The following is a 24177-nucleotide window of genomic DNA, read 5'->3' as shown; positions in this document are numbered from 1 at the left end:
GACACGGGCTGCGGGGAGCCGTAGGCTGTTTGCGTGCTCTTGCTCGCTCTGGATACCGCCACACCCGCCGTCACCGTCGCGCTGCACGACGGACGCGACGTCATCGCCTCGTCGAGTCAGGTGGACGCGCGACGGCACGGGGAACTGCTGCTGCCGGCGATCGACCGGGTGCTCGCCGAGGCCGGCCGGGGGCTCGACGCCGTCACCGGGATCGTCGCCGGCATCGGCCCGGGCCCGTACACCGGGCTGCGCGTCGGACTGATGACCGCCGAGACCTTCGGCCTCGCGCTCGGCGTCCCCGTGCACGGCGTGTGCACCCTGGACGGACTCGCCTGTGCCACCGACCTCGAGGGCCCCTTCGTGGTAGCCACCGACGCCCGCCGCAAGGAGGTGTACTGGGCGCGCTACGCCGACTCCCGCACCCGCGTCACCGACCCGGCCGTCGACCGGCCCGCCGACATCGCCGAGCAGGTCGCGGGCCTGCCCGCGGTCGGCGCGGGCGCGCTGCTGTACCCGGACACCTTCCCCGAGGCGCACGAGCCCGAGCACGTGTCCGCCGCAGCCCTCGCCCGGCTGGCCGCCGAGAGGCTCGCGGCGGGCGAGGAACTCCCCGCGCCCCGGCCGCTGTACCTGCGCCGCCCCGACGCCCAGGTCCCCAAGAACTACAAGGTGGTCACCCCCAAGTGACCGATCCCGTGACGTGTGTGCTGCGCGAGATGCGCTGGTGGGACATCGACCCCGTGCTGGAGCTGGAGCGGGACCTGTTCCCCGACGACGCCTGGTCGCGGGGCATGTTCTGGTCCGAGCTGGCCCACGCCCGCGGGCCGGAGGCGACCCGGAGGTACGTCGTGGCCGAGGCGGGGGAGCGGATCGTCGGCTACGCCGGTGTCGCCTCCTCCGGCGAACAGGCCGACATCCAGACCATCGCCGTCACCCGGGACCAGTGGGGGACGGGGCTGGGCGGCCGTCTCCTCACCGAACTGCTGCGGGCCGCGACCGCCTTCGAGTGCGCCGAAGTGATGCTGGAGTGCCGCGTGGACAACGTCCGCGCGCAGAAGCTGTACGAGCGTTTCGGCTTCGAGGCCATCGGCTTCAGGCGCGGCTACTACCAGCCGGGGAACGTGGACGCCCTGGTGATGCGACTGACCGACTTCTCTTCCGTACAAGGAACCCAGATCAATGGCTGACTCACGCGACGAGCCGCTCGTCCTCGGCATCGAGACCTCCTGCGACGAGACCGGCGTAGGCATCGTCCGTGGCACCACCCTGCTCGCCGACGCCGTCGCCTCCAGCGTCGACGAGCACGCCCGCTTCGGCGGCGTCGTGCCCGAGGTCGCCTCCCGTGCGCACCTGGAGGCGATGGTGCCCACCATCGACCGCGCCCTGAAGGAGGCCGGGGTGAGCGCGCGGGACCTGGACGGCATCGCCGTCACCGCGGGTCCCGGGCTCGCGGGCGCCCTGCTGGTCGGCGTCTCCGCGGCGAAGGCGTACGCCTACGCGCTCGGCAAGCCCCTGTACGGCGTCAACCACCTCGCCTCGCACATCTGCGTGGACCAGCTGGAGCACGGCGCGCTGCCGGAGCCGACCATGGCGCTGCTGGTGTCCGGCGGACACTCCTCGCTGCTGCTGTCGAGCGACATCACCTCGGACGTCCGCCCCATGGGCGCGACCATCGACGACGCGGCAGGTGAGGCCTTCGACAAGATCGCCCGCGTGTTGAACCTGGGCTTCCCGGGCGGCCCAGTCATCGACCGGTACGCACGCGAGGGCGACCCGGACGCGATCGCCTTCCCGCGCGGACTGACCGGTCCGCGCGACCCCGCCTACGACTTCTCCTTCTCCGGGCTGAAGACGGCCGTGGCGCGCTGGATCGAGGCGAAGCGGGCGGCGGGCGAGGAAGTACCCGTACGGGACGTGGCGGCCTCCTTCCAGGAGGCGGTCGTGGACGTGCTGACCCGCAAGGCCGTCCGGGCGTGCAAGGACGAGGGCGTGGACCACCTGATGATCGGCGGCGGTGTGGCCGCCAACTCCCGGCTGCGCGCCCTGGCCCAGGAGCGCTGCGAGGCGGCCGGGATCCGGCTGCGCGTGCCGCGGCCCAAGCTGTGCACGGACAACGGGGCGATGGTCGCCGCGCTCGGCGCCGAGATGGTGGCCCGGAACCGGACCGCGTCGAGCTGGGACCTGCCGGCGGACTCCTCGCTGCCGGTGACGGAACCGCACGTCCCGGGCGACCACGGCCACGACCATGTGCACGAGGTCAGCAAGGAGAACCTCTACTCATGACGGTCGCCCTGATGTGGGAGGCGCGGGCGGTGCCCGGGCGCGGCGAGGAACTGCTCGCCTGGGCGCGGGCGCAGCGGCTCCCCCGGGAGCCCCTGCGCCGGGAGATCCTGCGCGCCCCTCAGGACCGCGTCCTCGTCATCACCTGGTGGGACGCCCCGTACGACGCCGAGCTGCCCGAACTTCCGGAGCCGGCGGGGGAGCTGGTCACCCGGGCGGTGCACCGGTGGCGGTTCGAGTCGGTGGGCACGGGCTGACCCGGCCGGTCAGTCCGCGCTCCGCACCTCCGTCTCGCACCGCAGCCGCCGGTCCGGGCCCAGCACCCGGGCCGGCCCCGTGAGGTTCAGCCGGGCCGTGTGGCGTACGTCCGTGCTGGACGCCGCCAACCGCAGTTCCAGGGCGCCGGGTTCGACCACCCGGCGGCCCGAGCGGTCGGTGAAGGACGACAGGTCCGGGTGGAAGCGGAACGTCACCCGGGCCGCCTCGCCCGGGGCCGCCGTCACCCGCTGGTAGCCGATCAGGCGCATGTCGGGGCGGGTCACCGAGGCCACCGGGTCGTGCAGGTACAGCTGCACGACCTCCGCGCCCTCGCGGTCGCCCGTGTTGCGGACGGTCACCGACACGTCGTACGTCCCGTCCGTGCCGAGCTCCACCGGCTCCGCACCGCCCGTGCCGTCCTCCCACGCGAACGTCGTGTACGAGCGGCCGTGGCCGAAGGCGTAGAGCGGCGTCGGGTCCAGGTTGCTGACCTCGCCCGCGAGGCCGAGCGGCGGCTGGAGGTACGTCCAGGGCTGGCCGCCGGGGAGTAGCGGGACGCTCACGGGGAGGCGTCCCGAGGGATTCACGCGGCCCGACAGCACTCCCGCCACCGCCGGGCCGCCCTCCTCCCCCGGGAAGAAGGCCTGGACGACCGCGCCCAGACGGCCGTGCCAGCGGCCCAGGGCGTACGGGCGGCCGGTCAGCAGCACCAGCACCACGGGCACGCCCGTGGCCACCAGGGCGTCCAGCAGCTCGCCCTGGGCGCCCGGGAGGCTCAGGTCCGTCGCGTCGCAGCCCTCGCCGGAGGTGCCGCGGCCGAACAGGCCCGCCCGGTCGCCGAGGACCGCCACGCACACGTCCGCCTCGGCGGTCCGGGCGATGGCCTCCTCGAAGCCCGCGGTGTCCGGGTCGGTCACGTCACAGCCCCGCGCGAACGTCACCTTGGCGTCCGGCAGTTCGGTGCGCAGGGCGTCCAGGACGGTCGGGATCTCGATGCCGACCGGCACGTCCGGGTGGTGGGTGAGGACGTGGGACGGGAAGGAATAACAGCCCAGCATGGCCAGGGCGTCGGCGGCCCGGGGGCCGACCGCCGCGATCCTGGTGTCGGGGGCCAGCGGGAGCAGCCCGTCGGGGTTGTCGAGCAGGACGACGGACTCCTCGGCCAGGCGGCGGGCCAGGATCCGGTTGCCCGTCGAGTCCAGCTCGATCGCCGTGGCCGGCTCGGGGGTCCAGTCCTCGTCGAGCAGGCCCAGTTCGCACTTCTGGAGCAGGACGCGGCGGGCCGCGCGGTCCACGAGCTCCTCGGGGACCTGCCCCGAGCGGACCGCGTCCAGCAGCGGCTGCCCGTAGCACTTGAGCGTGGGCAGTTCGACGTCGATGCCGGCCGCGAGCGCCGCGTGGGCCGCCTCGGCGGGGGAGCCGGCGACCCGGTGGAGGGTCTGCAGGAAGCCGATGCCGAAGTAGTCCGCGACCACCGTGCCGGTGAAGCCCCACTCCTCGCGCAGGATCCGGGTCAGCAGCTCGGGGTCCGCGGAGGCCGGGACGCCGTCGGTCTCGGTGTAGGCGGCCATCACCGAGCGGGGCCTGCCCTCGCGCAGCGCCATCTCGAAGGGCGGCAGGGTGACGTCCGCGAACTCGCGGACGCCGGCCCGGACCGGGGCCAGGTTGCGGGCGCCGGCCGAGGCGGCGTACCCGGCGAAGTGCTTGAGCGTGGCGACGATCCCGGCCGACTCCAGGCCCCGCACGTAGGCCGCGCCGACCGTGCCGACCAGGTACGGGTCCTCCCCGATCGTCTCTTCCACGCGCCCCCAGCGCGGATCGCGTACGACGTCCAGGACCGGCGCGAGGCCCTGGTGGACTCCGGCCGAGCGCAGGTCGTCGCCGATGCGGCGGGCCATCTCCTCGACCAGCGGGGGGTCCCAGGTCGCGCCCCAGGCCAGCGGGACCGGGTAGGCCGTGGCCTGCCAGGCGGTGAAGCCGGCCAGGCACTCCTCGTGCGCGACCGCCGGGATGCCGAAGCGGCCGGCCTCGGCGATACGGCGCTGGGCTCGGGCGAGGGCCCGGGCCCCGAGCGCCGGGTCCACCGGGGCGGTGCCGAAGGAGCGGGTGAGCTGGCCCAGACCGTGGGTGATCAGCTCGTCCCATGCTTCTTCGGAGTAGTCGACGGTCATGTCGTGCTGGTGCGGAGCGACTCCGTCGCCGTCCGTCGCGGCACCCACCCACACGCCGTACAACTGGGCGGTCTTCTCCTCCAGGGTCATCCGGGAGAGCAGGTCGTCGACGCGGGCGGTGGCGGGCAGGGCGGGGTCACGCCAGGGCGCGGTGGTCATGAAGCTCCTGTCGGTGGACGGGACGGCCCTCTCACGAATGTTTCGACATGCACTTCGAATGTTCCGGGAACCTATGGCGCCCCAGGGACTTCGTCAAGGGGGCCCGCAGGGATACGATCGCCGCCATGACTTCCCCGGAGCCCGTTGAAAGCCGGACACAAACCCGGACGCAGGGGCGCACCGCGCAGACCGCGACGCTCGCCGAGATCGCCCGAGAGGCCGGCGTGTCGGCGCCGACTGTTTCGAAGGTCCTCAACGGGCGGGCCGACGTCGCCCCCGCCACCCGGGCCCGCGTCGAGGAACTGCTGCGCGCCCACGGCTACCGGCGCCGCCGAGCCGAGGCGACCCGCTCGCCCCTGATCGACCTGGTCTTCCACGAGCTGGAGAGCGCCTGGGCGCTGGAGGTCATCCGGGGGGTGGAGAACGTGGCCCGGGACGCCGGGCTGAGTGTCGTCCTGTCGGAGAGCGCGGGGCGGCTCACGCCTGGCCGGACCTGGGCCGACCAGGTCGCCGCCCGCCGTCCGCACGGCGTGATCCTGGTCCTGTCCGGGCTCGACGAGTCGCAGCGGGCGCTGCTGACCAGCCGCTCCATCCCGTTCGTGGTGATGGACCCGGCCGGTGACCCGGGGGCCGACGTGCCGTCCATCGGCGCGACCAACTGGCAGGGCGGTCTCGCGGCCACCCGGCACCTGGTCGAGCTCGGGCACCGCCGGATCGGTGCGATCAGCGGCCCGACGCAGATGATGTGCAGCCGCGCCCGCGTCGACGGCTACCGGGCCGCGCTGGAGACGGCCGGGCTGCCGGTGGACCCGGCCCTGATCGTGAACGGCGACTTCCATCACGAGGCCGGCTACCGGCTGGGCCTGGAACTGCTGCGCCGGCCGGACCGGCCGACCGCCGTCTTCGCCGGGAACGACCTGCAGGCGCTCGGGCTGTACGAGGCCGCGCGCGAGCTGGGTCTGCGCGTCCCGGAGGACCTGAGCGTGGTCGGCTTCGACGACCTGCCGGTGGCTCCGCTGGTCGGTCCGCCGCTGACGACCGTACGGCAGCCGCTGACGGAGATGGCCGAGGCGGCGGCCAAGCTGGTCCTCGACCTCGGCCGTGCGGAGGGGGCGCCCGCGGCGACCCGGGTGGAGCTGGCGACCAGCCTGGTGGTGCGCAGCAGTACCGCGGCGCCCGTGGCCGGAAGTTGACGTACTGACGGGTGGGGCGGGTGTCTCCGCACTCCATCGAAGCCATCGGCTGCACTGCCGAAAGTTTCGGATGGGCCGCAATGAGATCCTTGAGGTCGGGCTGGTCCGCATCCTTGCCGGCCGGAGCCGTGGCGGCCGGTTCCTGCCGACCGCGGCTCCCGCGTCGCAGGCCGCCACGCCCGCTGCGTGACCTCGCCGAGGCCAAGGGCGAGCTCATGGGCACCAGCGACACCGGCCTGGACTCCCGACTCCATCGCCGAACAGACGGCTCGATCCCGACCGGGTGGTGACCGAGGAGCCTCAGATCCGGGAGCTGTGGGAGTCGCCGCGCCGGCCCGCGCAGGGGTGCCCGATGAGCATCGCCGGTGCTCCCGCGACCCGCGTCAGGAACACCGTGGCCGCGTGCGGGCCCTGCGGTTTGACCTTCTTGCGGAGTTCCTCCGGCTCGACCGCCGAGCCCCGCTTCTTCACGGTGAGGTTGCCGACCTCGCGCTCCCGCAACAGCGCCTTCAGTTTCTTGACGTTGAAGGGGAGGTGGTCGGTGATCTCGTAGGCGGTGGCGTACGGGGTCGGACGCAGGGCGTCGGAGGTGACGTACGCGATGGTCGCGTCCAGGAGGCCGCCGTCGAGTTCACGGGCGACCTCGGCGACCAGGTGGGCGCGGATGACGGCGCCGTCGGGCTCGTACAGGTAACGGCCGGGCGGACGGACGTCCGGGTCGGGCAAGCCCCGGGAGAGCAGGGTGCGGGGACCCGGCAGCAGGGTGGCCCGCACCGCCCCCGGCTCGGTGCCGAACCACAGCACCGCCTCCTTCACGTCACCGCCGTCGGAGATCCACTCGGCCTCGGCGTCCTCGGGGACCGCCTCGTGCGGGACGCCGGGGGCGATCTTCAACGCGGCGGCCCGGGGGGCGCGGCGGGCGGCGGACACCGCCCAGGACAGGGGCGGTGAATACGCCTCCGGGTCGAAGATCCGGCCCCGGCCGCCGCGCCTGGCGGGATCGACGAACACGGCGTCGTACCCGGCCGTGTCCACCTCCGTGACATCCGCCTCCCGCACCTCGATCAGGCCGGCCAGCCCCAGCGCGTCGGCGTTCGCCCGCGCCGCCGCGGCCGTCAGCGGGTCCCGGTCCACGGCCAGCACCCGGATCCCGGCACGGGCCAGCGCGATCGCGTCACCCCCGATGCCGCAGCACAGGTCGGCGACCGAGGTCACGCCCAGCTCCGCGAACCGCCGCGCCCGGTAGGCCGCCACGCTCGCCCGGGTCGACTGCTCCACCCCGTTCGGCGTGAAGAACATCCGCTCCGCGTCCTCGGCCCCGAACTTCACCACCGCCCGCTGCCGCAACCGCGCCTGGCCCAGTGCCGCCGACACCAGCTCGGCGGGGTGCTCACGGCGCAACCGGGTCGCGACGGCCAGCTCCCGCGCCGGGTCGGTGTCCCGCACCTCATCGAGGAGGGCACGGCCTTCGGAGGTGAGGAGGAGAGCGAGGTCGTTCACGGGTTCATTGTCGGCCACGGCGTCCGGAGGGCGGTGTGTGGGCCACTCGGTGGACGGTGTGCCGTCGGCCGCGGTGTCGGGGCGGATCCGGGACGGTCGGCTGCGAGGATCCGGCACCATGCGAGCAGTCGTACAAAATGACAAAAGCCGGGCATCGGGCGGTGTATGGATCGGCGTGGCCGTGCTCGCCCTCGCCGCCATCGCCTCGGGCTGCACGGAGGGCGGTGACCGGGTCACCCCGGCCGGCGGCCAGCAGCCCCTCGACGCGCCCGCGGCCCGCGCGCTCGACTCCTACGCCTCCAGGCTGCGCGCCGCGCACGCCGCCCGGGTCGCCGCCGCGCGCCACTGGGGGCTGAGGAAGGTCCCGCTCACCGCCCCGCCGGCCCCCGCGAAGAAGCGGAGGATCAAGACCCGCGAGGGCTTCGAGGTGGACGGTCACCGGAGACTGGGCCTCCCGCCCGTCTTCACCACGGTCCCCACCCGGGACAAGGTCGTCTTCCTGACCATCGACGACGGCGCCGAGAAGGACCCCGCGTTCCTGCGGATGATGAGCGACCTGAAGGTCCCCTACAGCGCCTTCCTCAGCGGCTACCTGGTCAAGGACGACCACCGCTACTTCGCGAGGATGCACGACCGCGGAGTGGTCCTGAACAACCACACCCTCCGCCACCGCTACCTGCCGAACCTGTCGTACCGCGCGCAGAGGCGCGAGATCTGCGGCATGCAGCGATTCCTCGAGAGGCGCTACGGCACCCGCCCCACCCTCTTCCGCCCGCCCTACGGCAGCTACGACAGGGCGACCCTGCGCGCCGCCAAGTCCTGCGGCATCGAGTACGTGCCCCTCTGGAACGAGGAGGTCTTCGCCGACCACTGGGAGTACCGCGAGGGGGACCGCGAACTGCGTCCGGGCGACATCGTCCTCACCCACTTCCGGGGCCGTGACGAGTGGAAGGGCACGATGCCGGACATGATCCGCCGCTTCCTGAACAAGGTCACGGCCGAGGGGTACGCGGTGGGGCGGCTGGAGGACTACCTGTGAGGCGGTGGCCGGCCGCCGTCGTGGCGTGCGCGGGAGTGATCCTGCTGGCCGGTTGCGCCGGGGCGGACGGGCGGCGGGCGGAGCCGGACAGCCGGGGCCGGTCCCCGACGCCCGCCTCGAGCCACGCCCGGACCCCGCACCGGGACAGCCTCCCGCCCGTCGTGGACCACGTCCCCACCCGCGACCGGGTCGTCTTCCTGACCTACGACGACGGCGCCGGACGCGACCCCCGCTTCGCCGCCCTCGTCCGCGAGCGGCGGCTTCCGGTCAGCCTGTTCCTCACGGACACCGTCGCAGGACCCGGCTACGGCCACTTCGCCCGGCTCCGCGCGGTCGGCGCGTCGATCCAGAACCACACCCTCAACCATCCCGCCCTGAGGGGCCTGCCCTACGCCGGCCAGCGCGCCGAGATCTGCGGCCAGCAGCACGGACTGCGCTCCCGCTTCGGCATCCGCCCCCACCTCCTCCGCCCGCCCCACGGCACGTACGACACGACGACCCTGAGCGCCGCCGCCGACTGCGGCATCACGGCGGTCGTCCTCTGGCGGGCGTCCCTGGGAGCCGACGGCGACCTCACCTACACACGCGGCGCACCGGCCCTCCGACCGGGTGACATCGTCTCCGTACCGTCGGACGGCTTCACGCCCCTGACGCTGACCGAACGGACGGCCCGGCTGCTGCGCGAGATCGAGGAGCGCGGGCTGCGCGTAGGGCGCCTGGAGGACCACCTCTGACGTACGCGGACACGGACTCCCGGCCGACGCGCCGCCGGCAATTAGCAGTCCGCTTGACCGAGTGCTAATCACGGTCATAGTCTCGGCTCTGGCACTCCCCACTGGAGAGTGCCAACACAGCGACGGGCAGGTCCGGCACCCGCGACGACGGATCCACCTGGTCGCCACCTCAGACAGTTAACCCCGTGAGATCTCCGAAGGGGGAGGTCGGATCGTGACGACCACCAGCTCCAAGGTTGCCATCAAGCCGCTCGAGGACCGCATCGTGGTCCAGCCGCTCGACGCCGAGCAGACCACCGCCTCTGGCCTGGTCATCCCGGACACCGCCAAGGAGAAGCCCCAGGAGGGCGTCGTCCTGGCCGTGGGCCCGGGCCGCTTCGAGGACGGCAACCGTCTTCCGCTCGACGTCTCTGTCGGCGACGTCGTGCTCTACAGCAAGTACGGCGGCACCGAGGTGAAGTACAACGGCGAGGAGTACCTCGTCCTCTCGGCCCGCGACGTGCTCGCGATCGTCGAGAAGTAATTCACCCCAAGCACCTTGCTTTGAACTGCGCCCCTGGCCCCCGCGATCGCTAAGAAGCCGGGCGCCCGGGGCGCAGTGCCGTTATCCCAGATTCCGGAAGAGGGCTCACGCTCCCATGGCGAAGATCCTGAAGTTCGACGAGGACGCCCGTCGCGCCCTCGAGCGCGGCGTCAACAAGCTTGCCGACACGGTCAAGGTGACGATCGGCCCCAAGGGCCGCAACGTCGTCATCGACAAGAAGTTCGGCGCCCCCACCATCACCAACGACGGTGTCACGATCGCCCGCGAGGTCGAGGTCGAGGACCCGTACGAGAACCTCGGCGCGCAGCTGGTCAAGGAGGTGGCGACCAAGACCAACGACATCGCGGGTGACGGTACGACCACCGCGACCGTGCTGGCCCAGGCGCTCGTCCGCGAGGGCCTGAAGAACGTCGCCGCCGGTGCCTCCCCGGCCGCCCTGAAGAAGGGCATCGACGCCGCTGTCGCCGCCGTTTCCGAGGACCTGCTCGCGACGGCCCGCCCGATCGACGAGAAGTCCGACATCGCCGCCGTCGCCGCGCTGTCCGCCCAGGACCAGCAGGTCGGCGAGCTCATCGCCGAGGCGATGGACAAGGTCGGCAAGGACGGTGTCATCACCGTCGAGGAGTCCAACACCTTCGGTCTGGAGCTGGACTTCACCGAGGGCATGGCCTTCGACAAGGGCTACCTGTCGCCGTACTTCGTGACGGACCAGGAGCGCATGGAAGCCGTCCTGGACGACCCGTACATCCTCATCACGCAGGGCAAGATCTCCGCCATCGCGGACCTCCTGCCGCTGCTGGAGAAGGTCATCCAGGCCAACGCCTCCAAGCCGCTGCTGATCATCGCCGAGGACGTCGAGGGCGAGGCGCTCTCCACCCTCGTCGTGAACAAGATCCGCGGCACCTTCAACGCCGTCGCGGTCAAGGCCCCGGGCTTCGGCGACCGCCGCAAGGCGATGCTGCAGGACATGGCCGTCCTCACCGGCGCCACGGTCGTCTCCGAGGAGGTCGGCCTCAAGCTCGACCAGGTCGGTCTGGACGTCCTCGGCTCCGCCCGCCGCGTCACCGTCACCAAGGACGACACCACGATCGTCGACGGCGCCGGCAAGAAGGACGACGTGCAGGGCCGCGTCGCCCAGATCAAGGCCGAGATCGAGACCACCGACTCCGACTGGGACCGCGAGAAGCTGCAGGAGCGCCTCGCCAAGCTGGCCGGCGGCGTGTGCGTCATCCGCGTGGGTGCCGCCACCGAGGTCGAGCTCAAGGAGCGCAAGCACCGTCTGGAGGACGCCATCTCCGCGACCCGCGCCGCGGTCGAGGAGGGCATCGTCTCCGGTGGTGGCTCCGCGCTCGTCCACGCCGTCAAGGTCCTGGAGGGCAACCTCGGCAAGACCGGCGACGAGGCCACCGGTGTCGCCGTCGTGCGCAAGGCCGCCGTCGAGCCGCTGCGCTGGATCGCCGAGAACGCCGGCCTGGAGGGCTACGTCATCACCTCCAAGGTCGCCGAGCTCGACAAGGGCCAGGGCTTCAACGCCGCCACCGGCGAGTACGGCGACCTGGTCAAGGCCGGCGTCATCGACCCGGTGAAGGTCACCCGCTCCGCCCTGGAGAACGCCGCCTCCATCGCCTCCCTCCTCCTCACGACCGAGACCCTGGTCGTCGAGAAGAAGGAAGAGGAGGAGCCGGCCGCCGCGGGCCACGGCCACGGCCACGCCCACTGAGGCACCCGCCTCGTAGGAGAAGCCCCCGTTCCGCCTGGTGCGGTACGGGGGCTTCTCCCGTGTTCGGGTGCTTGTGAGCTCCTCACAACTCCAGCGGGTCGAGCGCCCCGAGCTGCTGCATCAGCCCCAGCCGGTCGTACTGCCACCAGCCCTCGGCGATCTTCCCGTCCGGCGTGCACCGGTGGACGGTCGTCCCGGTCATGGTGACGTGCTTCCCGGTCGGCGGGATCCCCAGGAACTCACCCTTGTGGTGCCCCTTCCAGGTCCACCGGGTGCACACCCGGTCCTCCTGGGCGATCTGGTCCTCGATGGTGAACGAGAAGTCGAACCCGCCCCGCCACACCTCCACCTCGCGCCGCATCGCGTCCAGCCCGATGACGTCCTGCACGTTGGCGGGGTCGTGGTCGTGGTAGTCCTCGATGAACACGTCGTTGAACGCCGGCGCCGCGCCCTGACCGGGCGCGAGTTCGAAGAACCTGCGCGCGGTGGCCGCGTACAGCTGCTCGTCCCGCACCACGTCCAGATCGGTGAAGACGGGCTCCTCGTCGCAGAGCGCGACCATCTCCCGGAAGATCCGGTCGGTCTCCGGGAGCCCGGAGTTCCGCATCGCCTCCTCGTACGACGGGAACTCCACGATCTCGACGACGTGCGACGCGTCGGCACGGTCCGTCGCCACCACACTGTGCGTCGCGGTCCGCTTCCCCTTGGTCTGCTCGACCCACCTGTCCATCAGCCGGTTCATCTCGTCGAGCCGGCTGGTCCTGCATTCGATGAGCTGTACAAAGGTCATGGCCTCGCCTCCGGCCCCCCTGGGTCCGGCTGAACAGCTCCATCATCCCAAGCGGGACGCCCTGGTGCCTCCCGGCTCCGGCCCGGGAGGGGAGCGGGCGAGCCGGCCGCACGCCGCGCGGCCGGACCGACCGGTCTGCCTACTGCGGCCCGTACTTCCGGCCGGTCCTCGACGAGATGGCGCCGAGCATGCCTCGGGGCACCAGCTTCGTCGCCCCCATCAGCGCCTTGTAGCGCGGGTCCGGGATGGACAGCGTCTTGCCCCGGGCCAGGTCGTGCAGTGCCGCCGCCACCAGCTTGTCCGCGTCGAGCCACATCCAGCCCGGGATGTTGTCCGTGCCCATGCCCGCCCGCTCGTGGAACTCGGTGCGCACGAAACCGGGGCACAGCGCCATCAGCCGTACGCCGCTGCCGGCCAGGTCCCGCGCGGCACCCTGGGTGAACTGCACGACCCAGGCCTTGGACGCGCCGTAGGTGCCCCGGGGGACGAACGCGGCCACCGACGCGACGTTGACGACGCCGCCGCGCCCGCGCTCGCGCATCGCCTCGGTCGCCGCCGACGTCAGCCGCAGCACCGCCTCGCAGTGCACCTTCAGCATCCGCAGCTCGTCGGCCATGGGGACGTCGAGATAGCGCCCCTTGTTGCCGAAGCCGGCGTTGTTGACCAGGAGGTCGACGGGGTTCCTGCGGTCGCCTAGCCGGTCGGCCACCGTCTCGATGCCCTTGTCCTCCGCCAGGTCGGCCGTCAGCACCTCCGCCTCGATGCCGTGCCGGTCGTGCAGTTCGGTCGCCTGTTCCCGCAGCCGCTGGGTGTCGCGCGCCACCAGCACCAGGTTGTGCCCGTCGGCCGCCAGTCGCCGCGCGAACGCGGCCCCGATGCCTGCCGTCGATCCCGTAATCAGAGCCGTTGTCATGGCAGAAGGTTAGTGACCCGGACTGCATGCGTCCGTTTCATGAGCGCCCGTCACCCTCCGTACTTGTCCACGTACTTCCGGGCCCACTCCCGCACCTCCGGATGCAGCGCCGCGCCCGCCGCCAGCAGCCGCGGCTGCAGCTCCCGCTCGGTGGTCACCGCCCGGAACGCCAGGGCCACCGTCACCTCGTGGTCCGGACGGTGGAGAATCTCGACCGGGTCCCCGGCACGGATCTCGCCCGGCTCGATCACCCGCAGGTACGCACCCGGCGCCCCCTTCGCGGTGAACCGCTTCACCCAGCGCTTCTCACCCATGTGACCCTGGAAAGTGGCGCACGGGATCCGCGCGCTGGTGATCTCCAGCACCACTCCGGACCCGATGCGCCAGCGCTCGCCGATCAACGCACCCGAGACATCGATGCCCCGCGTCGTGAGGTTCTCCCCGAACGCGCCGTTCGCCAGCGGCCGCCCCAGCTCCGCTTCCCAGTGGTCGAGATCCTCGCGCGCCACCACGTACACGGCCTGGTCATCGCCGCCGTGGTGCTCCTTCGTGCACACCGCGTCCCCGGCCAGCCCGCTCCCTCCGACGCCCTTGGGCCCGGGCGCCGACACCCGCACCGGGCCGTCCACCGGCTGCTTGTCGATCCCGGTCACGCCCTCCGGGTTGTCCGTATACGACACAGCCTTGGCACGGCCCAGATTCACCGATAAAAGCCTCATGCCCGCACGGTAGAGCAGCGGCCCCCAAAGCGTCGACGCATTATCCGAAGAAGGGTAAAAGGGTCGCTTATCCTCGAAGGGTGATCGAAGCTCGTCATCTCCGCGTCCTGCGCGCCGTCGCCGCCACCGGCTCCTTCTCCGCCGCGGGGCGCGAGCTGGGCTGCACCCAGCCGGCCGTCAGCCAGCAGATGAAGGCCCTGGAAGCGTCCGTCGGCACCCCCCTGCTGATCCGCACGGGACGTGAGATGCGCCTGACCCAGGCCGGCGAGGCCCTGGTGCGGCACGCCGCCGGGATCCTCGCCGGACTCACGGCCGCGGAGGAGGAGGTCGCCGCCATCGCCGGGCTGCGCGCGGGCCGGGTCCGGCTCGTCTCCTTCCCCAGCGGCAGCTCCACCCTCGTGCCGACGGCCCTCGCCGCCCTGCGCGACGCCCACCCCGGCACCCGCGTCTTCCTGGAGGAGGCCGAGCCGCCCGCCTCGGCCGGCATGCTGCGCGAGGGTGACTGCGACGTGGCTCTCGCCTTCCGCTACGAGGGGGCGGCGGGTGCCGAGGAGTGGGAGGACCTCGTCGTACGGCCGCTGCTGTCGGACCGGCTCGTCGCCCTCGTGCCGGAACGGCACCGGCTCGCGGGCGCGGCGTCCGTCGCCATCGGTGAACTCGCGCGGGAGCCGTGGATCGCGGGCTGCCCGCGCTGCCGCGGCCAGTTGGTCGAGGTGTGCGCGGCGGCCGGCTTCACCCCCCGCATCGACTTCGCGACCGACGACTACCCGGCGGTCGCCGGCCTGGTCGGCGCCGGGCTGGGCGTGGCCGTCCTGCCCCAGCTGGCCGTCGAGTCCGTCCGGCCGCGGGGCGTGCGGACCGTGACGCTGGAACCGGCGGTTCGGCGGGAGATCGTCGCGCTCACCCTGCCCGACCTCGCCCAGGTCCCGGCGGTGGCGGCGACACTCGACCAGCTGACGCGGGCAGCGAGCCGCTGACGCCGGCGGCCCCGCTGCCAAAAACCAACGGCACGCATGCGCGTGCCTCTCTAGCAGAAACGTTCCTTCAGGTGTTCGAGGCGGCGTGCCCGCTGGATGTCGACGTCGACACCAGCCGGTTGCGCGCCCGTCCCATGAGCTCTTCGCGCTCGTCCTCGGTCAGCCCGCCCCACACGCCGTACGGCTCACGTACCGCGAGCGCGTGGGCGGCGCACTCGGCGCGTACCGGGCACCTCATGCAGACCTCTTTGGCCGAGTTCTCGCGAGCGCTCCGAGCCGCACCGCGCTCACCCTCCGGATGGAAGAAGAGTGAGCTGTCCACCCCGCGACAGGCAGCCAGCAGCTGCCAGTCCCACAGGTCCGCGTTCGGTCCGGGAAGGCGGGAGAAATCTGCCATTGCGTGACCCCTTGTAGCCGTTCTGAGCGGATCTGGTGTCCACGACCATGCAACTGCGATCTAAGGAGATGAAAATATGACTCATTGCGAATCTAGCTCTAGACACTGGCAAAGTCGAAGAAATGGGTCTAAATAGGGCATAGCTTGTGATGAAAGTTCGAGGGCCCGCTGTTCATATCTGCACCGTGTCCGCCCCCTCACGTAGAGTGCCGAAGATGGCAGCCGACCCCGTAACTCTTTCGAGTGACCGTCGTTGAGAGTGCGAGGCGGTTGAAGGAACCAGCGCTCGGACGGGCGTCCGAGACGGTCGACCGCACAGGTGACGATTTCGTACCAGCCTGGAGGCTCAAGGTGACGCGCATCAGCTGCGGAGGGCGGTCATGACTTCCGTCCTCGTCTGCGACGACTCCCCGCTTGCCCGAGAGGCGCTCCGTCGCGCGGTCGCTACCGTGCCCGGCGTAGAGCGCGTGACGACGGCGGCCAACGGCGAGGAAGTCCTCCGCCGCTGGGGGGCCGACCGCTCGGACCTGATTCTGATGGACGTACGCATGCCCGGCCTGGGCGGCGTCGAGACGGTCCGGCGGCTGCTGTCCGCCGACCCCGGTGCGCGCATCATCATGCTCACCGTCGCCGAGGACCTGGACGGTGTGGCCCTCGCGGTCGCCGCCGGTGCCCGCGGCTATCTGCACAAGGACGCCTCCCGCGCGGAGCTCCGCGCGACGGTGACGCAGGCCCTGGCCGACCCGACCTGGCGGCTCGCCCCGCGACGGCTGCGCTCGGCCGAGATGGGTGCCGCGCCGACGCTCACAGCGCGTGAGATCCAGGTGCTCGAAGGCATGAGCCACGGCCGCTCCAACGCGGAGATCGGCCGCGAGCTGTTCCTCTCCGAGGACACCGTCAAGACGCACGCCCGGCGCCTGTTCAAGAAGCTCGGCGCCTCGGACCGGGCCCACGCCGTGGCGCTCGGCTTCCGGTGGGGTCTGGTGCGGTAGGGCCTGTCGTCCGGATCGGGTCGCAGGAACCTGGCGGCATCTTGTCGGCGCTGGTGAGCGGGGGCACGTGGATGCCCCCGCGCGAGCCGGACGCACGTGTGTGCGGGCCGACGGTCCACGGCGACGCCGGTGGGCGTCTTCCCCTGCCCGCGTGTCGTCGGGAGCCCGGGAGGACGCACCCGGGGAACCGTATGGGAACCCGCGTCGCCGGGATGATCGGAACGGCAGGCTCCAGGTGTGACCACTTGTGTCACGGCGGTCGCGGTGGTCACGGCGGTCGTGACGGGGCCAGGGAATGCCAGGTGAGCGGGTGCGAGCCGGGGGTCCGTCGGGTGCCCGCTGCTCGTTTCGCGGCTGATGCCGCATCCTTGAGGGTGTGGAGTTCCTCGGGGACGAGTCGGTCGAGCGGAAGGGGAGGGCGCAGGGGATGAGTTCCGGCGCACCTGCTCATAACGCTTCGGTGCACAACAACGGGCGTGGTGCCACGGGCCCGACGGCCGCAAGGCACCATGGACCGATGCGCGACGACGAGGCGGTCCATGCCCAAGGGGCGATCGGCGCGCTCGTCCACCGCGCCGTCGACGGGGACGAGCAGGCCACGCACGATCTGCTCGCCCACGTCCACCCCTTGGCACTGCGCTACTGCCGCACCCGTCTGTCCCGTCTCCCGGGCGACGCCCGGCACTTCGTGGAGGACCTGGCCCAGGAGGTCTGCGTGGCGGTGCTCCTCGCGCTGCCCCGCTACCGGGACACCGGGCGCCCCTTCGAGGCGTTCGTCTTCGCCATCGCCGCCCACAAGGTCGCCGACCTCCAGCGCGCGGCGATGCGCCACCCCGGCTCGACGGCCGTCCCCTCCGACGAGATGCCGGAGCGGCCCGACGACTCCCTGGGGCCAGAGGAGCGCGCCCTGCTCAGCAGCGACGCGGAATGGGCCAAGAAGCTGCTGGCCAACCTGCCCGAGAACCAGCGGGAGCTGCTGCTGCTGCGCATCGCGGTGGGTCTCACGGCCGAGGAGACGGGCCAGATGTTGGGAATGTCACCCGGCGCGGTCCGGGTGGCGCAGCACCGGGCGCTGAGCCGGCTGCGGGCCCTGGCCGAGCAGTAGCGCTCGCTTGGGGATCCCCTCAGTTGAACAGGCGGTGCGCCGCTTCCGTACGAACATACGAAGCCCGGAGCCGGGCGGAACCGTGGAATGAGACAGCCACGCTTCCCGTTAGCATGGACATCCGCACCGATCAAGGCCATTTGGGGAAGGTGTCATGACTGCCAACGTCGACGGAGTGCCCGGTAAATTCGCGACACTCGGGCTGACCTACGACGACGTGCTGCTGCTGCCGGGTGCATCCGAGGTGCTCCCCAACGCGGTCGACACCTCGTCCCGCATCTCCCGCAACGTCCGGGTGAACATCCCGCTGCTCTCCGCGGCGATGGACAAGGTGACCGAGTCCCGCATGGCGATCGCCATGGCCCGCCAGGGCGGCGTCGGTGTGCTGCACCGCAACCTCTCCATCGAGGACCAGGTCAACCAGGTCGACCTGGTGAAGCGCTCCGAGTCCGGCATGGTCACCGACCCGATCACGGTGCACCCCGACGCGACGCTGGCCGAGGCCGACGCCCTGTGCGCCAAGTTCCGCATCAGCGGCGTCCCCGTCACCGACGGCAACAAGAAGCTGCTCGGCATCGTCACCAACCGTGACATGGCCTTCGAGACCGACCGCACCCGTCAGGTGCGCGAGGTCATGACGCCGATGCCGCTGGTCACCGGCAAGGTCGGCATCTCCGGCGCCGACGCCATGGAGCTGCTGCGCCGGCACAAGATCGAGAAGCTTCCCCTGGTCGACGAGGCGGGTGTCCTCAAGGGCCTCATCACGGTCAAGGACTTCGTCAAGGCCGAGCAGTACCCGAACGCCGCGAAGGACGCCGAGGGCCGGCTGCTCGTCGGCGCCGCCGTGGGGGCCAGCCCCGAGGCCCTGGAGCGCGCCCAGGCGCTCGCCGGTGCCGGTGTGGACTTCCTCGTCGTCGACACGTCGCACGGCCACAACAGCAACGCCCTCAGCTGGATGGCGAAGATCAAGTCGAGCGTCGGCGTCGACGTGATCGGCGGCAACGTCGCCACGCGTGACGGCGCCCAGGCGCTGATCGACGCCGGCGTCGACGGCATCAAGGTGGGTGTGGGCCCCGGCTCGATCTGCACCACCCGCGTGGTCGCCGGCATCGGTGTCCCGCAGGTCACCGCCATCTACGAGGCGTCCCTCGCGGCCCGGCCGGCGGGCATCCCGCTGATCGGCGACGGCGGCCTGCAGTACTCCGGCGACATCGGCAAGGCCCTGGCCGCCGGCGCCGACACCGTGATGCTGGGCAGCCTCCTCGCGGGCTGTGAGGAGTCCCCGGGCGAGCTGCAGTTCATCAACGGCAAGCAGTTCAAGTCGTACCGCGGCATGGGCTCGCTCGGTGCGATGCAGTCCCGCGGCCAGGCCAAGTCGTACTCCAAGGACCGCTACTTCCAGGCCGAGGTCGGCTCCGACGACAAGCTCGTGCCCGAGGGCATCGAGGGCCAGGTGCCCTACCGCGGTCCGCTGGCCAACGTCCTGCACCAGCTCGTCGGCGGTCTGCGCCAGACGATGGGCTACGTGGGCGCCGCCTCCATCGAGGAGATGGAGACCAAGGGCCGCTTCGTCCGCATCACGTCGGCCGGCCTCAAGGAGAGCCACCCGCACGACATCCAGATGACGGTCGAGGCGCCGAACTACAGCCGCAGCAAGTAGCGGCCCGGCCTTCCAGGGCGGCCCCGGAGCATCCGGGGCCGCCCTCGTCGTGCCCGTCGGCGATACTGGAAGACGCTGAAACGCATCAGGGAAAGGCCACCAACGTGACTGAGATCGAGATCGGGCGCGGCAAGCGCGGCCGCCGGGCGTACGCCTTCGACGACATCGCCGTCGTCCCCAGCCGCCGTACGCGGGACCCGAAGGAGGTCTCGATCGCCTGGCAGATCGACGCCTACCGCTTCGAGCTGCCGTTCCTGGCCGCTCCCATGGACTCGGTCGTCTCCCCGGCCACCGCGATCCGCATCGGCGAGCTCGGCGGCCTCGGGGTGCTCAACCTCGAGGGTCTGTGGACGCGCCACGAGGACCCGCAGCCGCTGCTCGACGAGGTCGCCGAGCTGGACGCGGAGACCGCGACCCGGCGCCTGCAGGAGATCTACGCCGCGCCGATCAAGGAGGAGCTGATCGGGGCCCGCATCAAGGAGGTGCGCGACTCGGGCGTGGTCACGGCCGCCGCGCTCTCCCCGCAGCGCACGGCCCAGTTCTCCAAGGCCGTCGTGGACGCGGGCGTGGACATCTTCGTCATCCGCGGCACGACGGTGTCGGCGGAGCACGTCTCCTCCTCGCACGAGCCGCTGAACCTGAAGCAGTTCATCTACGAGCTCGACGTCCCGGTGATCGTCGGCGGCTGCGCCACGTACACCGCCGCCCTGCACCTGATGCGCACCGGCGCGGCCGGTGTGCTGGTCGGCTTCGGCGGCGGCGCCGCGCACACCACGCGCAACGTGCTGGGCATCCAGGTCCCGATGGCCACGGCGGTCGCCGACGTGGCCGCGGCCCGCCGTGACTACATGGACGAGTCCGGAGGCCGGTACGTGCACGTGATCGCGGACGGCGGTGTCGGCTGGTCCGGCGACCTGCCCAAGGCGATCGCCTGCGGCGCCGACGCGGTGATGATGGGCTCCCCGCTCGCCCGTGCCACCGACGGCCCGGGCAAGGGCCACCACTGGGGCATGGAGGCGGTGAACGAGGAGCTGCCGCGTGGCAAGAAGGTCGCCCTCGGCACGGTCGGCACCATCGAGGAGATCCTCACGGGCCCGTCCCACACCCCCGACGGCTCGATGAACTTCTTCGGCGCCCTCCGCCGTGCCATGGCCACGACCGGCTACAGCGAGCTCAAGGAGTTCCAGCGGGTCGAGGTGACGGTGGCGGACTCGCAGCACCGGCGGTAGACCTCAAGGCCGGAAGGGCCGGTCACTCCCCTACGGGTGGGGTGACCGGCCCTTTTGCGTGCCCGGGGGTGCGGTTGGCGGGGCGTGTTGTGGGGGAGGGGCGCGTGGTTGCGTTCGAGGCGAATGTGGGCCGAACGGGCGTAGCGGGACGGTAATGTCCGTGATCAGCGACCCAGTTCTCTGGGGCGCCCCCTTCCAAGGACACGGTTCCGGACCCCGCCCTCGGGGCCCGGCCCGAACTCCAGCGTGCTGCCTACCGGGCCAATGGGTGGCGTCGTGGAAGGGGGCGCGCCCATGGGCCGTCACCGCAAGCCCACCCGTCGGGACCGCATTCGGCTTCAGCTGGCTCAGTACTGGCTGCGGCTCGTGAAGTTCCGGAGGAGGTGTGTCTTGTGGATCTACGGGCGATGAGCGGCCACCCCTACAAGAACTAGGGGTGGACACTCCGTGAATCGCCCGGAGCCCGCTGCAGTGGCCTCTGCGGTGGGCTCCACCTGCTTCCGTACGGTACCGGCGTTGCGCGCCGCATGCCACCAGTCCAAGGTGGTCACGCACCATGCGCGCCCCCCTTCACAACCGATGCGCCGCCCCCGTGGGCGTCGCCCCCCGTGTGTCCAGCAGCAGCTGCGCCTTCACCGACAGGCCCTGGAGGTCGTACGTGCGGTGCTGCTGGAGCAGGATGGTCAGGTCCGCGTCGGCGGCTGCCTCGTAGAGGGAGTCCGCGCGGGGGATGGGGCGGTCGAGGACGCTCCAGGCGGGGACGTGGGGGTCGTGATAGCTGACCGAGGCGCCCAGTTCCATCAGGCGCAGCGCGACCTCCTCGGCCGGGGTGCCCTGGAGATCGGCGAGGTCGGGCTTGTAGGTGACGCCCAGGAGGAGCACGCGGGCGCCCCGGGCCGACTTGCCGTGCTCGTTGAGGAGGGTGGCGGCGCGCTGGACGACGTAGCCGGGCATGCGGTTGTTGACCTGCTGGGCGAGTTCCACCATGCGCAGACCCCGGCCGCCGTGATGGGTGAGGTCCTGGGGGACGGTGTGGCCACCGACGCCGGGGCCGGGGCGGAAGGCCTCGAAGCCGAACGGCTTGGTCTCCGCGCAGCGGACGACGTCCCACAGGTCGACGCCGAGGTCGTGGCAGAGCATGGCCATCTCGTTGACGAGGGCGATGTTGACGTGCCGGTAATTGGTCTCCAGCAGCTGCACGGTCTCCGCTTCCCGGGGTCCACGCGCGCGTACCACCTTGTCGGTGAGCCGTCCGTAGAAGGCGGCGGCCGACTCGGTGCAGGCCGGGGTGAGGCCGCCGATGACCTGGGGGGTGTTGGCGGGGGTGAAGTCCCGGTTGCCGGGGTCGACCCGGCTGGGGGAGTAGGCCAGGTGGAAGTCGCGGCCCGCGCGCAGCCCGGAACCCTCTTCGAGGAGCGGACGGAGGAATTCCTCCGTCGTCCCCGGGTAGACGGGGGACTCGAGGATCACCGTGGTGTGCGGGCGCAGATGAGCGGAAAGGGTACGGCCGGCCGCCTCCACCTGGGCGAGGTCTGGCCCGCCGTCCGTGCCCCGCGGGGTCGGTGCGCAGATGACCGCGGTACGCACCCGGCCGAGTTCGGCGGCGTTCGTGGCAGGCCGGAAGCCGCCCGAGAGCATCCGGCGCTGTTCGGCGGGGCTCAGCGAGCCGGCCTCCGGGCCGGTCCGGTAGCCGATGGTGGGGATGCCGGCGGCGACGGCGGCCTGGGCCAGGGGCAGGCCGTACGGGCCGAGTCCGATGACGGCGAGATCTGCGGGCATGGCGTGGCCGTCCTTCCCGATAGCCGAAGTGGGACAGGTGCGCAAGCCCTGTGGACAGGACGGGCGAGCGCAATGTCAGACTAGGAGTAAATATGACCGTTATGCGGGATTGCCTGGCCGAGTTTCGGTGAGTGTTCCGTGCGCGTTGTCCACAGGCTGTCGGCCCGTGGTGGCTGAGATCGGGCAACCCGGTCAGAATTTGGGCATGGGGGATACGGACGGGGTCTCACCCGACGGGTGCGGCCGGCGCGACCGATGAGCGGGAGGCAGCGGTGAGGACAGCGACACTCGGGCCGGCGCAGCGCGCCGAGTCACTCGCATCTATGGCCGAGCGCGAACTGGACGTGCTGGTGGTGGGCGCGGGCGTGGTCGGTGCGGGCACCGCCCTCGACGCCGTGACCCGGGGCCTGTCCACGGGCCTGGTCGAGGCGCGGGACTGGGCGTCGGGGACCTCCAGCCGGTCCAGTAAGCTGATCCACGGCGGCCTTCGCTACCTGGAGATGCTCGACTTCGCGCTCGTCCGGGAGGCCCTCAAGGAACGCGGCCTGCTGCTGGAGCGGATCGCCCCGCATCTGGTGAAGCCCGTGCCGTTCCTGTACCCGTTGCAGCACAAGGGCTGGGAGCGTCTGTACGCGGGGTCGGGCGTGGCGATGTACGACGCCATGTCCATGGCGCGCGGCCATGGCCGGGGCCTGCCCACGCACCGCCACCTGACCCGCTCTCACGCCCTGCGCGTGGCGCCCTGCTTGAAGAAGGACGCGCTGGTCGGGGCCTTGCAGTACTACGACGCCCAGATGGACGACGCCCGCTACGTGGCGACCCTGGTGCGCACGGCGGTGGCGTACGGGGCGCAGGCGGCCAACCGTGCCCGCGTGACGAGCTTCCTGCGCGAGGGTGAGCGGGTCGTCGGCGCGCGGGTGCAGGACGTCGAGGGGGGCGGGGAGTACGAGGTCCGCGCCAAGCAGGTCGTCAACGCCACCGGCGTGTGGACGGACGACACACAGGCCATGGTCGGTGAGCGCGGCCAGTTCCACGTCCGGGCGTCCAAGGGCATCCACCTGGTCGTGCCGCGCGACCGCATCCACTCCACGACCGGGCTTATCCTGCGCACGGAGAAGTCCGTGCTGTTCGTCATCCCCTGGGGCCGGCACTGGATCGTCGGGACGACCGACACCGACTGGGACCTCGACAAAGCGCACCCGGCCGCGTCCAGCGCGGACATCGACTACCTGCTGGAGCATGTGAACTCGGTACTCGCCGTGCCCCTCACCAGGGACGACGTCGAGGGCGTGTACGCCGGTCTGCGGCCCCTCCTCGCGGGTGAGTCGGACGCCACCAGCAAGCTGTCGCGCGAGCACACCGTGGCGCATCCCGTGCCCGGGCTGGTCGTCGTGGCGGGCGGCAAGTACACCACGTACCGGGTCATGGCCAAGGACGCGGTGGACGCGGCGGTGCACGGGCTCGACATGCGGGTCGCCGAGTGCGTCACCGAGGACGTCCCGCTGCTGGGCGCCGAGGGCTACCGGGCGCTGTGGAACGCGCGGGCGCGGATAGCCGCCCGGACCGGGCTCCATGTGGTGCGGGTCGAACATCTGCTGAACCGGTACGGGGCGATGGCCGAGGAGGTGCTCGAGCTCATCGCCGACGACCCGTCGCTGGGTGAGCCCCTGCCGGCGGCCGACGACTACCTGCGCGCCGAGATCGTGTACGCGGCCTCGCACGAGGGGGCGCGGCACCTGGACGACGTGCTGACCCGGCGGACCCGCATCTCGATCGAGACCTTCGACCGGGGCACGCGCAGTGCCCGCGACGCGGCCGGGCTGATGGCACCGGTCCTCGGCTGGGACAAGGACCAGATCGAGCGCGAGGTCCAGCACTACGAGAAGCGGGTCGAGGCCGAACGGGAGTCGCAGCGCCAGCCGGACGACCTGACGGCGGATGCGGCGCGGTTGGGGGCGCCGGACATCGTGCCGCTCTAGACGAGTTGTCGGGCGTGCTGACCGGGTTCCTGCGCGGGC

The 24177-nt window shown here is 71.7% G+C and carries 22 protein-coding genes; 15 read left to right on the top strand and 7 right to left on the bottom strand.

Translation table 11 applies throughout. The features are described 5' to 3' along the window. Positions 1-33 precede the first annotated feature (33 nt). Genes tsaB through IE97_RS0107970 form a run of 4 tightly spaced genes read left to right on the top strand, consistent with a single transcriptional unit; the run spans position 34 to position 2537 of the window. A complete protein-coding gene (gene tsaB / locus IE97_RS0107985; RefSeq protein ID WP_030233718.1) occupies positions 34-687 on the top strand; it encodes a tRNA (adenosine(37)-N6)-threonylcarbamoyltransferase complex dimerization subunit type 1 TsaB in 654 nt (217 codons plus the stop codon). Beyond that, positions 684-1187 carry a ribosomal protein S18-alanine N-acetyltransferase gene (gene rimI / locus IE97_RS0107980; protein WP_030233715.1) on the top strand — a complete coding sequence of 168 codons (504 nt, stop codon included), beginning with the start codon at positions 684-686 and terminating at the stop codon, positions 1185-1187. The genes tsaB and rimI overlap by 4 nt, the downstream gene beginning before the upstream one ends. After that, positions 1180-2283, top strand: coding sequence for a tRNA (adenosine(37)-N6)-threonylcarbamoyltransferase complex transferase subunit TsaD (gene tsaD, locus IE97_RS0107975; protein WP_030233710.1), 1104 nt, complete (start codon positions 1180-1182; stop codon positions 2281-2283). Before rimI ends, tsaD begins: the two co-directional genes overlap by 8 nt. Beyond that, on the top strand, positions 2280-2537 hold the full coding sequence (locus IE97_RS0107970; RefSeq protein ID WP_030233707.1) for a hypothetical protein: 258 nt from the start codon (positions 2280-2282) through the stop codon (positions 2535-2537). Before tsaD ends, IE97_RS0107970 begins: the two co-directional genes overlap by 4 nt. Positions 2538-2546: 9 nt before the next feature. On the opposite strand, the gene IE97_RS0107965 is transcribed toward IE97_RS0107970, so the two are convergent. Continuing rightward, positions 2547-4868, bottom strand: a complete 2322-nt coding sequence (locus tag IE97_RS0107965; RefSeq protein ID WP_030233703.1) for a glycoside hydrolase family 3 N-terminal domain-containing protein — start codon at positions 4866-4868, stop codon at positions 2547-2549. Positions 4869-4993: 125 nt separating this feature from the next. Here IE97_RS0107965 and IE97_RS0107960 point away from each other — a divergent pair, with 125 nt between their 5' ends. Continuing rightward, on the top strand, positions 4994-6061 hold the full coding sequence (locus IE97_RS0107960; protein WP_030233698.1) for a LacI family DNA-binding transcriptional regulator: 1068 nt from the start codon (positions 4994-4996) through the stop codon (positions 6059-6061). A gap of 300 nt (positions 6062-6361) precedes the next feature. On the opposite strand, the gene IE97_RS0107955 is transcribed toward IE97_RS0107960, so the two are convergent. After that, on the bottom strand, positions 6362-7561 hold the full coding sequence (locus IE97_RS0107955) for a THUMP-like domain-containing protein (protein ID WP_051704895.1): 1200 nt from the start codon (positions 7559-7561) through the stop codon (positions 6362-6364). Positions 7562-7679: 118 nt separating this feature from the next. On the opposite strand from IE97_RS0107955, the gene IE97_RS0107950 reads away from it, so the two are divergent. The 4 genes from IE97_RS0107950 (at position 7680) to groL (ending at position 11598) form a co-directional block, all read left to right on the top strand. Further along, a complete protein-coding gene (locus IE97_RS0107950) occupies positions 7680-8600 on the top strand; it encodes a polysaccharide deacetylase family protein (protein ID WP_199809797.1) in 921 nt (306 codons plus the stop codon). Continuing rightward, positions 8597-9334: a polysaccharide deacetylase family protein gene (locus IE97_RS0107945; protein ID WP_030233688.1), complete on the top strand. Its 738-nt coding sequence runs from the start codon at positions 8597-8599 to the stop codon at positions 9332-9334. The genes IE97_RS0107950 and IE97_RS0107945 overlap by 4 nt, the downstream gene beginning before the upstream one ends. 214 nt (positions 9335-9548) lie before the next feature. Beyond that, positions 9549-9857 (top strand): co-chaperone GroES, encoded by a 309-nt coding sequence (gene groES / locus IE97_RS0107940; RefSeq protein ID WP_003974211.1) that lies wholly within the window; start codon positions 9549-9551, stop codon positions 9855-9857. 115 nt (positions 9858-9972) lie between these two features. Beyond that, positions 9973-11598, top strand: a complete 1626-nt coding sequence (groL, locus tag IE97_RS0107935; RefSeq protein ID WP_030233683.1) for a chaperonin GroEL — start codon at positions 9973-9975, stop codon at positions 11596-11598. An 82-nt stretch (positions 11599-11680) separates the two neighbouring features. Here the strand turns inward: groL and IE97_RS0107930 are convergent, their stop codons facing one another. The 3 genes from IE97_RS0107930 to IE97_RS0107920 all read right to left on the bottom strand — a co-directional run bounded on the left by IE97_RS0107930 (position 11681) and on the right by IE97_RS0107920 (position 14020). Then, a complete protein-coding gene (locus IE97_RS0107930) occupies positions 11681-12388 on the bottom strand; it encodes an ester cyclase (protein ID WP_030233678.1) in 708 nt (235 codons plus the stop codon). A 139-nt stretch (positions 12389-12527) separates the two neighbouring features. Then, positions 12528-13301 carry an SDR family NAD(P)-dependent oxidoreductase gene (locus IE97_RS0107925; protein WP_030233674.1) on the bottom strand — a complete coding sequence of 258 codons (774 nt, stop codon included), beginning with the start codon at positions 13299-13301 and terminating at the stop codon, positions 12528-12530. A gap of 50 nt (positions 13302-13351) precedes the next feature. Next, entirely contained in the window at positions 13352-14020 is a 669-nt protein-coding gene (locus IE97_RS0107920; RefSeq protein WP_030233669.1) for an MOSC domain-containing protein, read from the bottom strand. Positions 14021-14100: 80 nt separating this feature from the next. On the opposite strand from IE97_RS0107920, the gene IE97_RS0107915 reads away from it, so the two are divergent. Beyond that, entirely contained in the window at positions 14101-14997 is an 897-nt protein-coding gene (locus IE97_RS0107915; protein ID WP_030233666.1) for a LysR family transcriptional regulator, read from the top strand. Between the two features lie 67 nt (positions 14998-15064). Here the strand turns inward: IE97_RS0107915 and IE97_RS0107910 are convergent, their stop codons facing one another. After that, positions 15065-15394, bottom strand: a complete 330-nt coding sequence (locus IE97_RS0107910; protein WP_030233661.1) for a WhiB family transcriptional regulator — start codon at positions 15392-15394, stop codon at positions 15065-15067. 380 nt (positions 15395-15774) lie between these two features. Between IE97_RS0107910 and IE97_RS0107905 the strand changes: the two genes are divergently transcribed. The 4 genes from IE97_RS0107905 to IE97_RS0107890 all read left to right on the top strand — a co-directional run bounded on the left by IE97_RS0107905 (position 15775) and on the right by IE97_RS0107890 (position 20380). Continuing rightward, the gene (locus IE97_RS0107905) at positions 15775-16386 is read left to right on the top strand and encodes a response regulator transcription factor (RefSeq protein ID WP_003948568.1); all 612 of its coding nucleotides are present in this window, start codon (positions 15775-15777) and stop codon (positions 16384-16386) included. Positions 16387-16903: 517 nt separating this feature from the next. Beyond that, complete coding sequence (locus IE97_RS0107900; RefSeq protein ID WP_030233658.1) at positions 16904-17491, top strand: sigma-70 family RNA polymerase sigma factor; 588 nt, start codon at positions 16904-16906, stop codon at positions 17489-17491. A gap of 154 nt (positions 17492-17645) precedes the next feature. Continuing rightward, positions 17646-19151, top strand: coding sequence for an IMP dehydrogenase (guaB, locus tag IE97_RS0107895; RefSeq protein ID WP_030233653.1), 1506 nt, complete (start codon positions 17646-17648; stop codon positions 19149-19151). A gap of 104 nt (positions 19152-19255) precedes the next feature. Next, the gene (locus IE97_RS0107890) at positions 19256-20380 is read left to right on the top strand and encodes a GuaB3 family IMP dehydrogenase-related protein (RefSeq protein WP_030233649.1); all 1125 of its coding nucleotides are present in this window, start codon (positions 19256-19258) and stop codon (positions 20378-20380) included. Positions 20381-20950: 570 nt separating this feature from the next. On the opposite strand, the gene IE97_RS0107885 is transcribed toward IE97_RS0107890, so the two are convergent. Further along, on the bottom strand, positions 20951-22159 hold the full coding sequence (locus IE97_RS0107885) for a nucleotide sugar dehydrogenase (protein WP_030233646.1): 1209 nt from the start codon (positions 22157-22159) through the stop codon (positions 20951-20953). A 272-nt stretch (positions 22160-22431) separates the two neighbouring features. Between IE97_RS0107885 and IE97_RS0107880 the strand changes: the two genes are divergently transcribed. Next, positions 22432-24138 (top strand): glycerol-3-phosphate dehydrogenase/oxidase, encoded by a 1707-nt coding sequence (locus IE97_RS0107880; RefSeq protein WP_030233642.1) that lies wholly within the window; start codon positions 22432-22434, stop codon positions 24136-24138. Positions 24139-24177 lie beyond the last annotated feature (39 nt).

The sequence above is a fragment of the Streptomyces sp. NRRL S-455 genome (assembly GCF_000717875.1).
Lineage (GTDB): Bacteria > Actinomycetota > Actinomycetes > Streptomycetales > Streptomycetaceae > Streptomyces.
This window is presented reverse-complemented; position numbering and strand designations above follow the sequence as displayed.

What these genes read in the sequence shown, in the direction of transcription:
- IE97_RS0107925 (WP_030233674.1), bottom strand. Translation starts at nt 13,301, where the DNA reads ATGACAACGGCTCTGATTACGGGATCGACGGCAGGCATCGGGGCCGCG.
- IE97_RS0107950 (WP_199809797.1), top strand. Translation starts at nt 7,680, where the DNA reads ATGCGAGCAGTCGTACAAAATGACAAAAGCCGGGCATCGGGCGGTGTA.
- tsaD (WP_030233710.1), top strand. Translation starts at nt 1,180, where the DNA reads ATGGCTGACTCACGCGACGAGCCGCTCGTCCTCGGCATCGAGACCTCC.
- IE97_RS0107885 (WP_030233646.1), bottom strand. Translation starts at nt 22,159, where the DNA reads ATGCCCGCAGATCTCGCCGTCATCGGACTCGGCCCGTACGGCCTGCCC.
- IE97_RS0107900 (WP_030233658.1), top strand. Translation starts at nt 16,904, where the DNA reads ATGCGCGACGACGAGGCGGTCCATGCCCAAGGGGCGATCGGCGCGCTC.
- IE97_RS0107920 (WP_030233669.1), bottom strand. Translation starts at nt 14,020, where the DNA reads ATGAGGCTTTTATCGGTGAATCTGGGCCGTGCCAAGGCTGTGTCGTAT.
- IE97_RS0107930 (WP_030233678.1), bottom strand. Translation starts at nt 12,388, where the DNA reads ATGACCTTTGTACAGCTCATCGAATGCAGGACCAGCCGGCTCGACGAG.
- groL (WP_030233683.1), top strand. Translation starts at nt 9,973, where the DNA reads ATGGCGAAGATCCTGAAGTTCGACGAGGACGCCCGTCGCGCCCTCGAG.
- IE97_RS0107970 (WP_030233707.1), top strand. Translation starts at nt 2,280, where the DNA reads ATGACGGTCGCCCTGATGTGGGAGGCGCGGGCGGTGCCCGGGCGCGGC.
- guaB (WP_030233653.1), top strand. Translation starts at nt 17,646, where the DNA reads ATGACTGCCAACGTCGACGGAGTGCCCGGTAAATTCGCGACACTCGGG.
- IE97_RS0107905 (WP_003948568.1), top strand. Translation starts at nt 15,775, where the DNA reads ATGACTTCCGTCCTCGTCTGCGACGACTCCCCGCTTGCCCGAGAGGCG.
- IE97_RS0107910 (WP_030233661.1), bottom strand. Translation starts at nt 15,394, where the DNA reads ATGGCAGATTTCTCCCGCCTTCCCGGACCGAACGCGGACCTGTGGGAC.
- IE97_RS0107960 (WP_030233698.1), top strand. Translation starts at nt 4,994, where the DNA reads ATGACTTCCCCGGAGCCCGTTGAAAGCCGGACACAAACCCGGACGCAG.
- IE97_RS0107965 (WP_030233703.1), bottom strand. Translation starts at nt 4,868, where the DNA reads ATGACCACCGCGCCCTGGCGTGACCCCGCCCTGCCCGCCACCGCCCGC.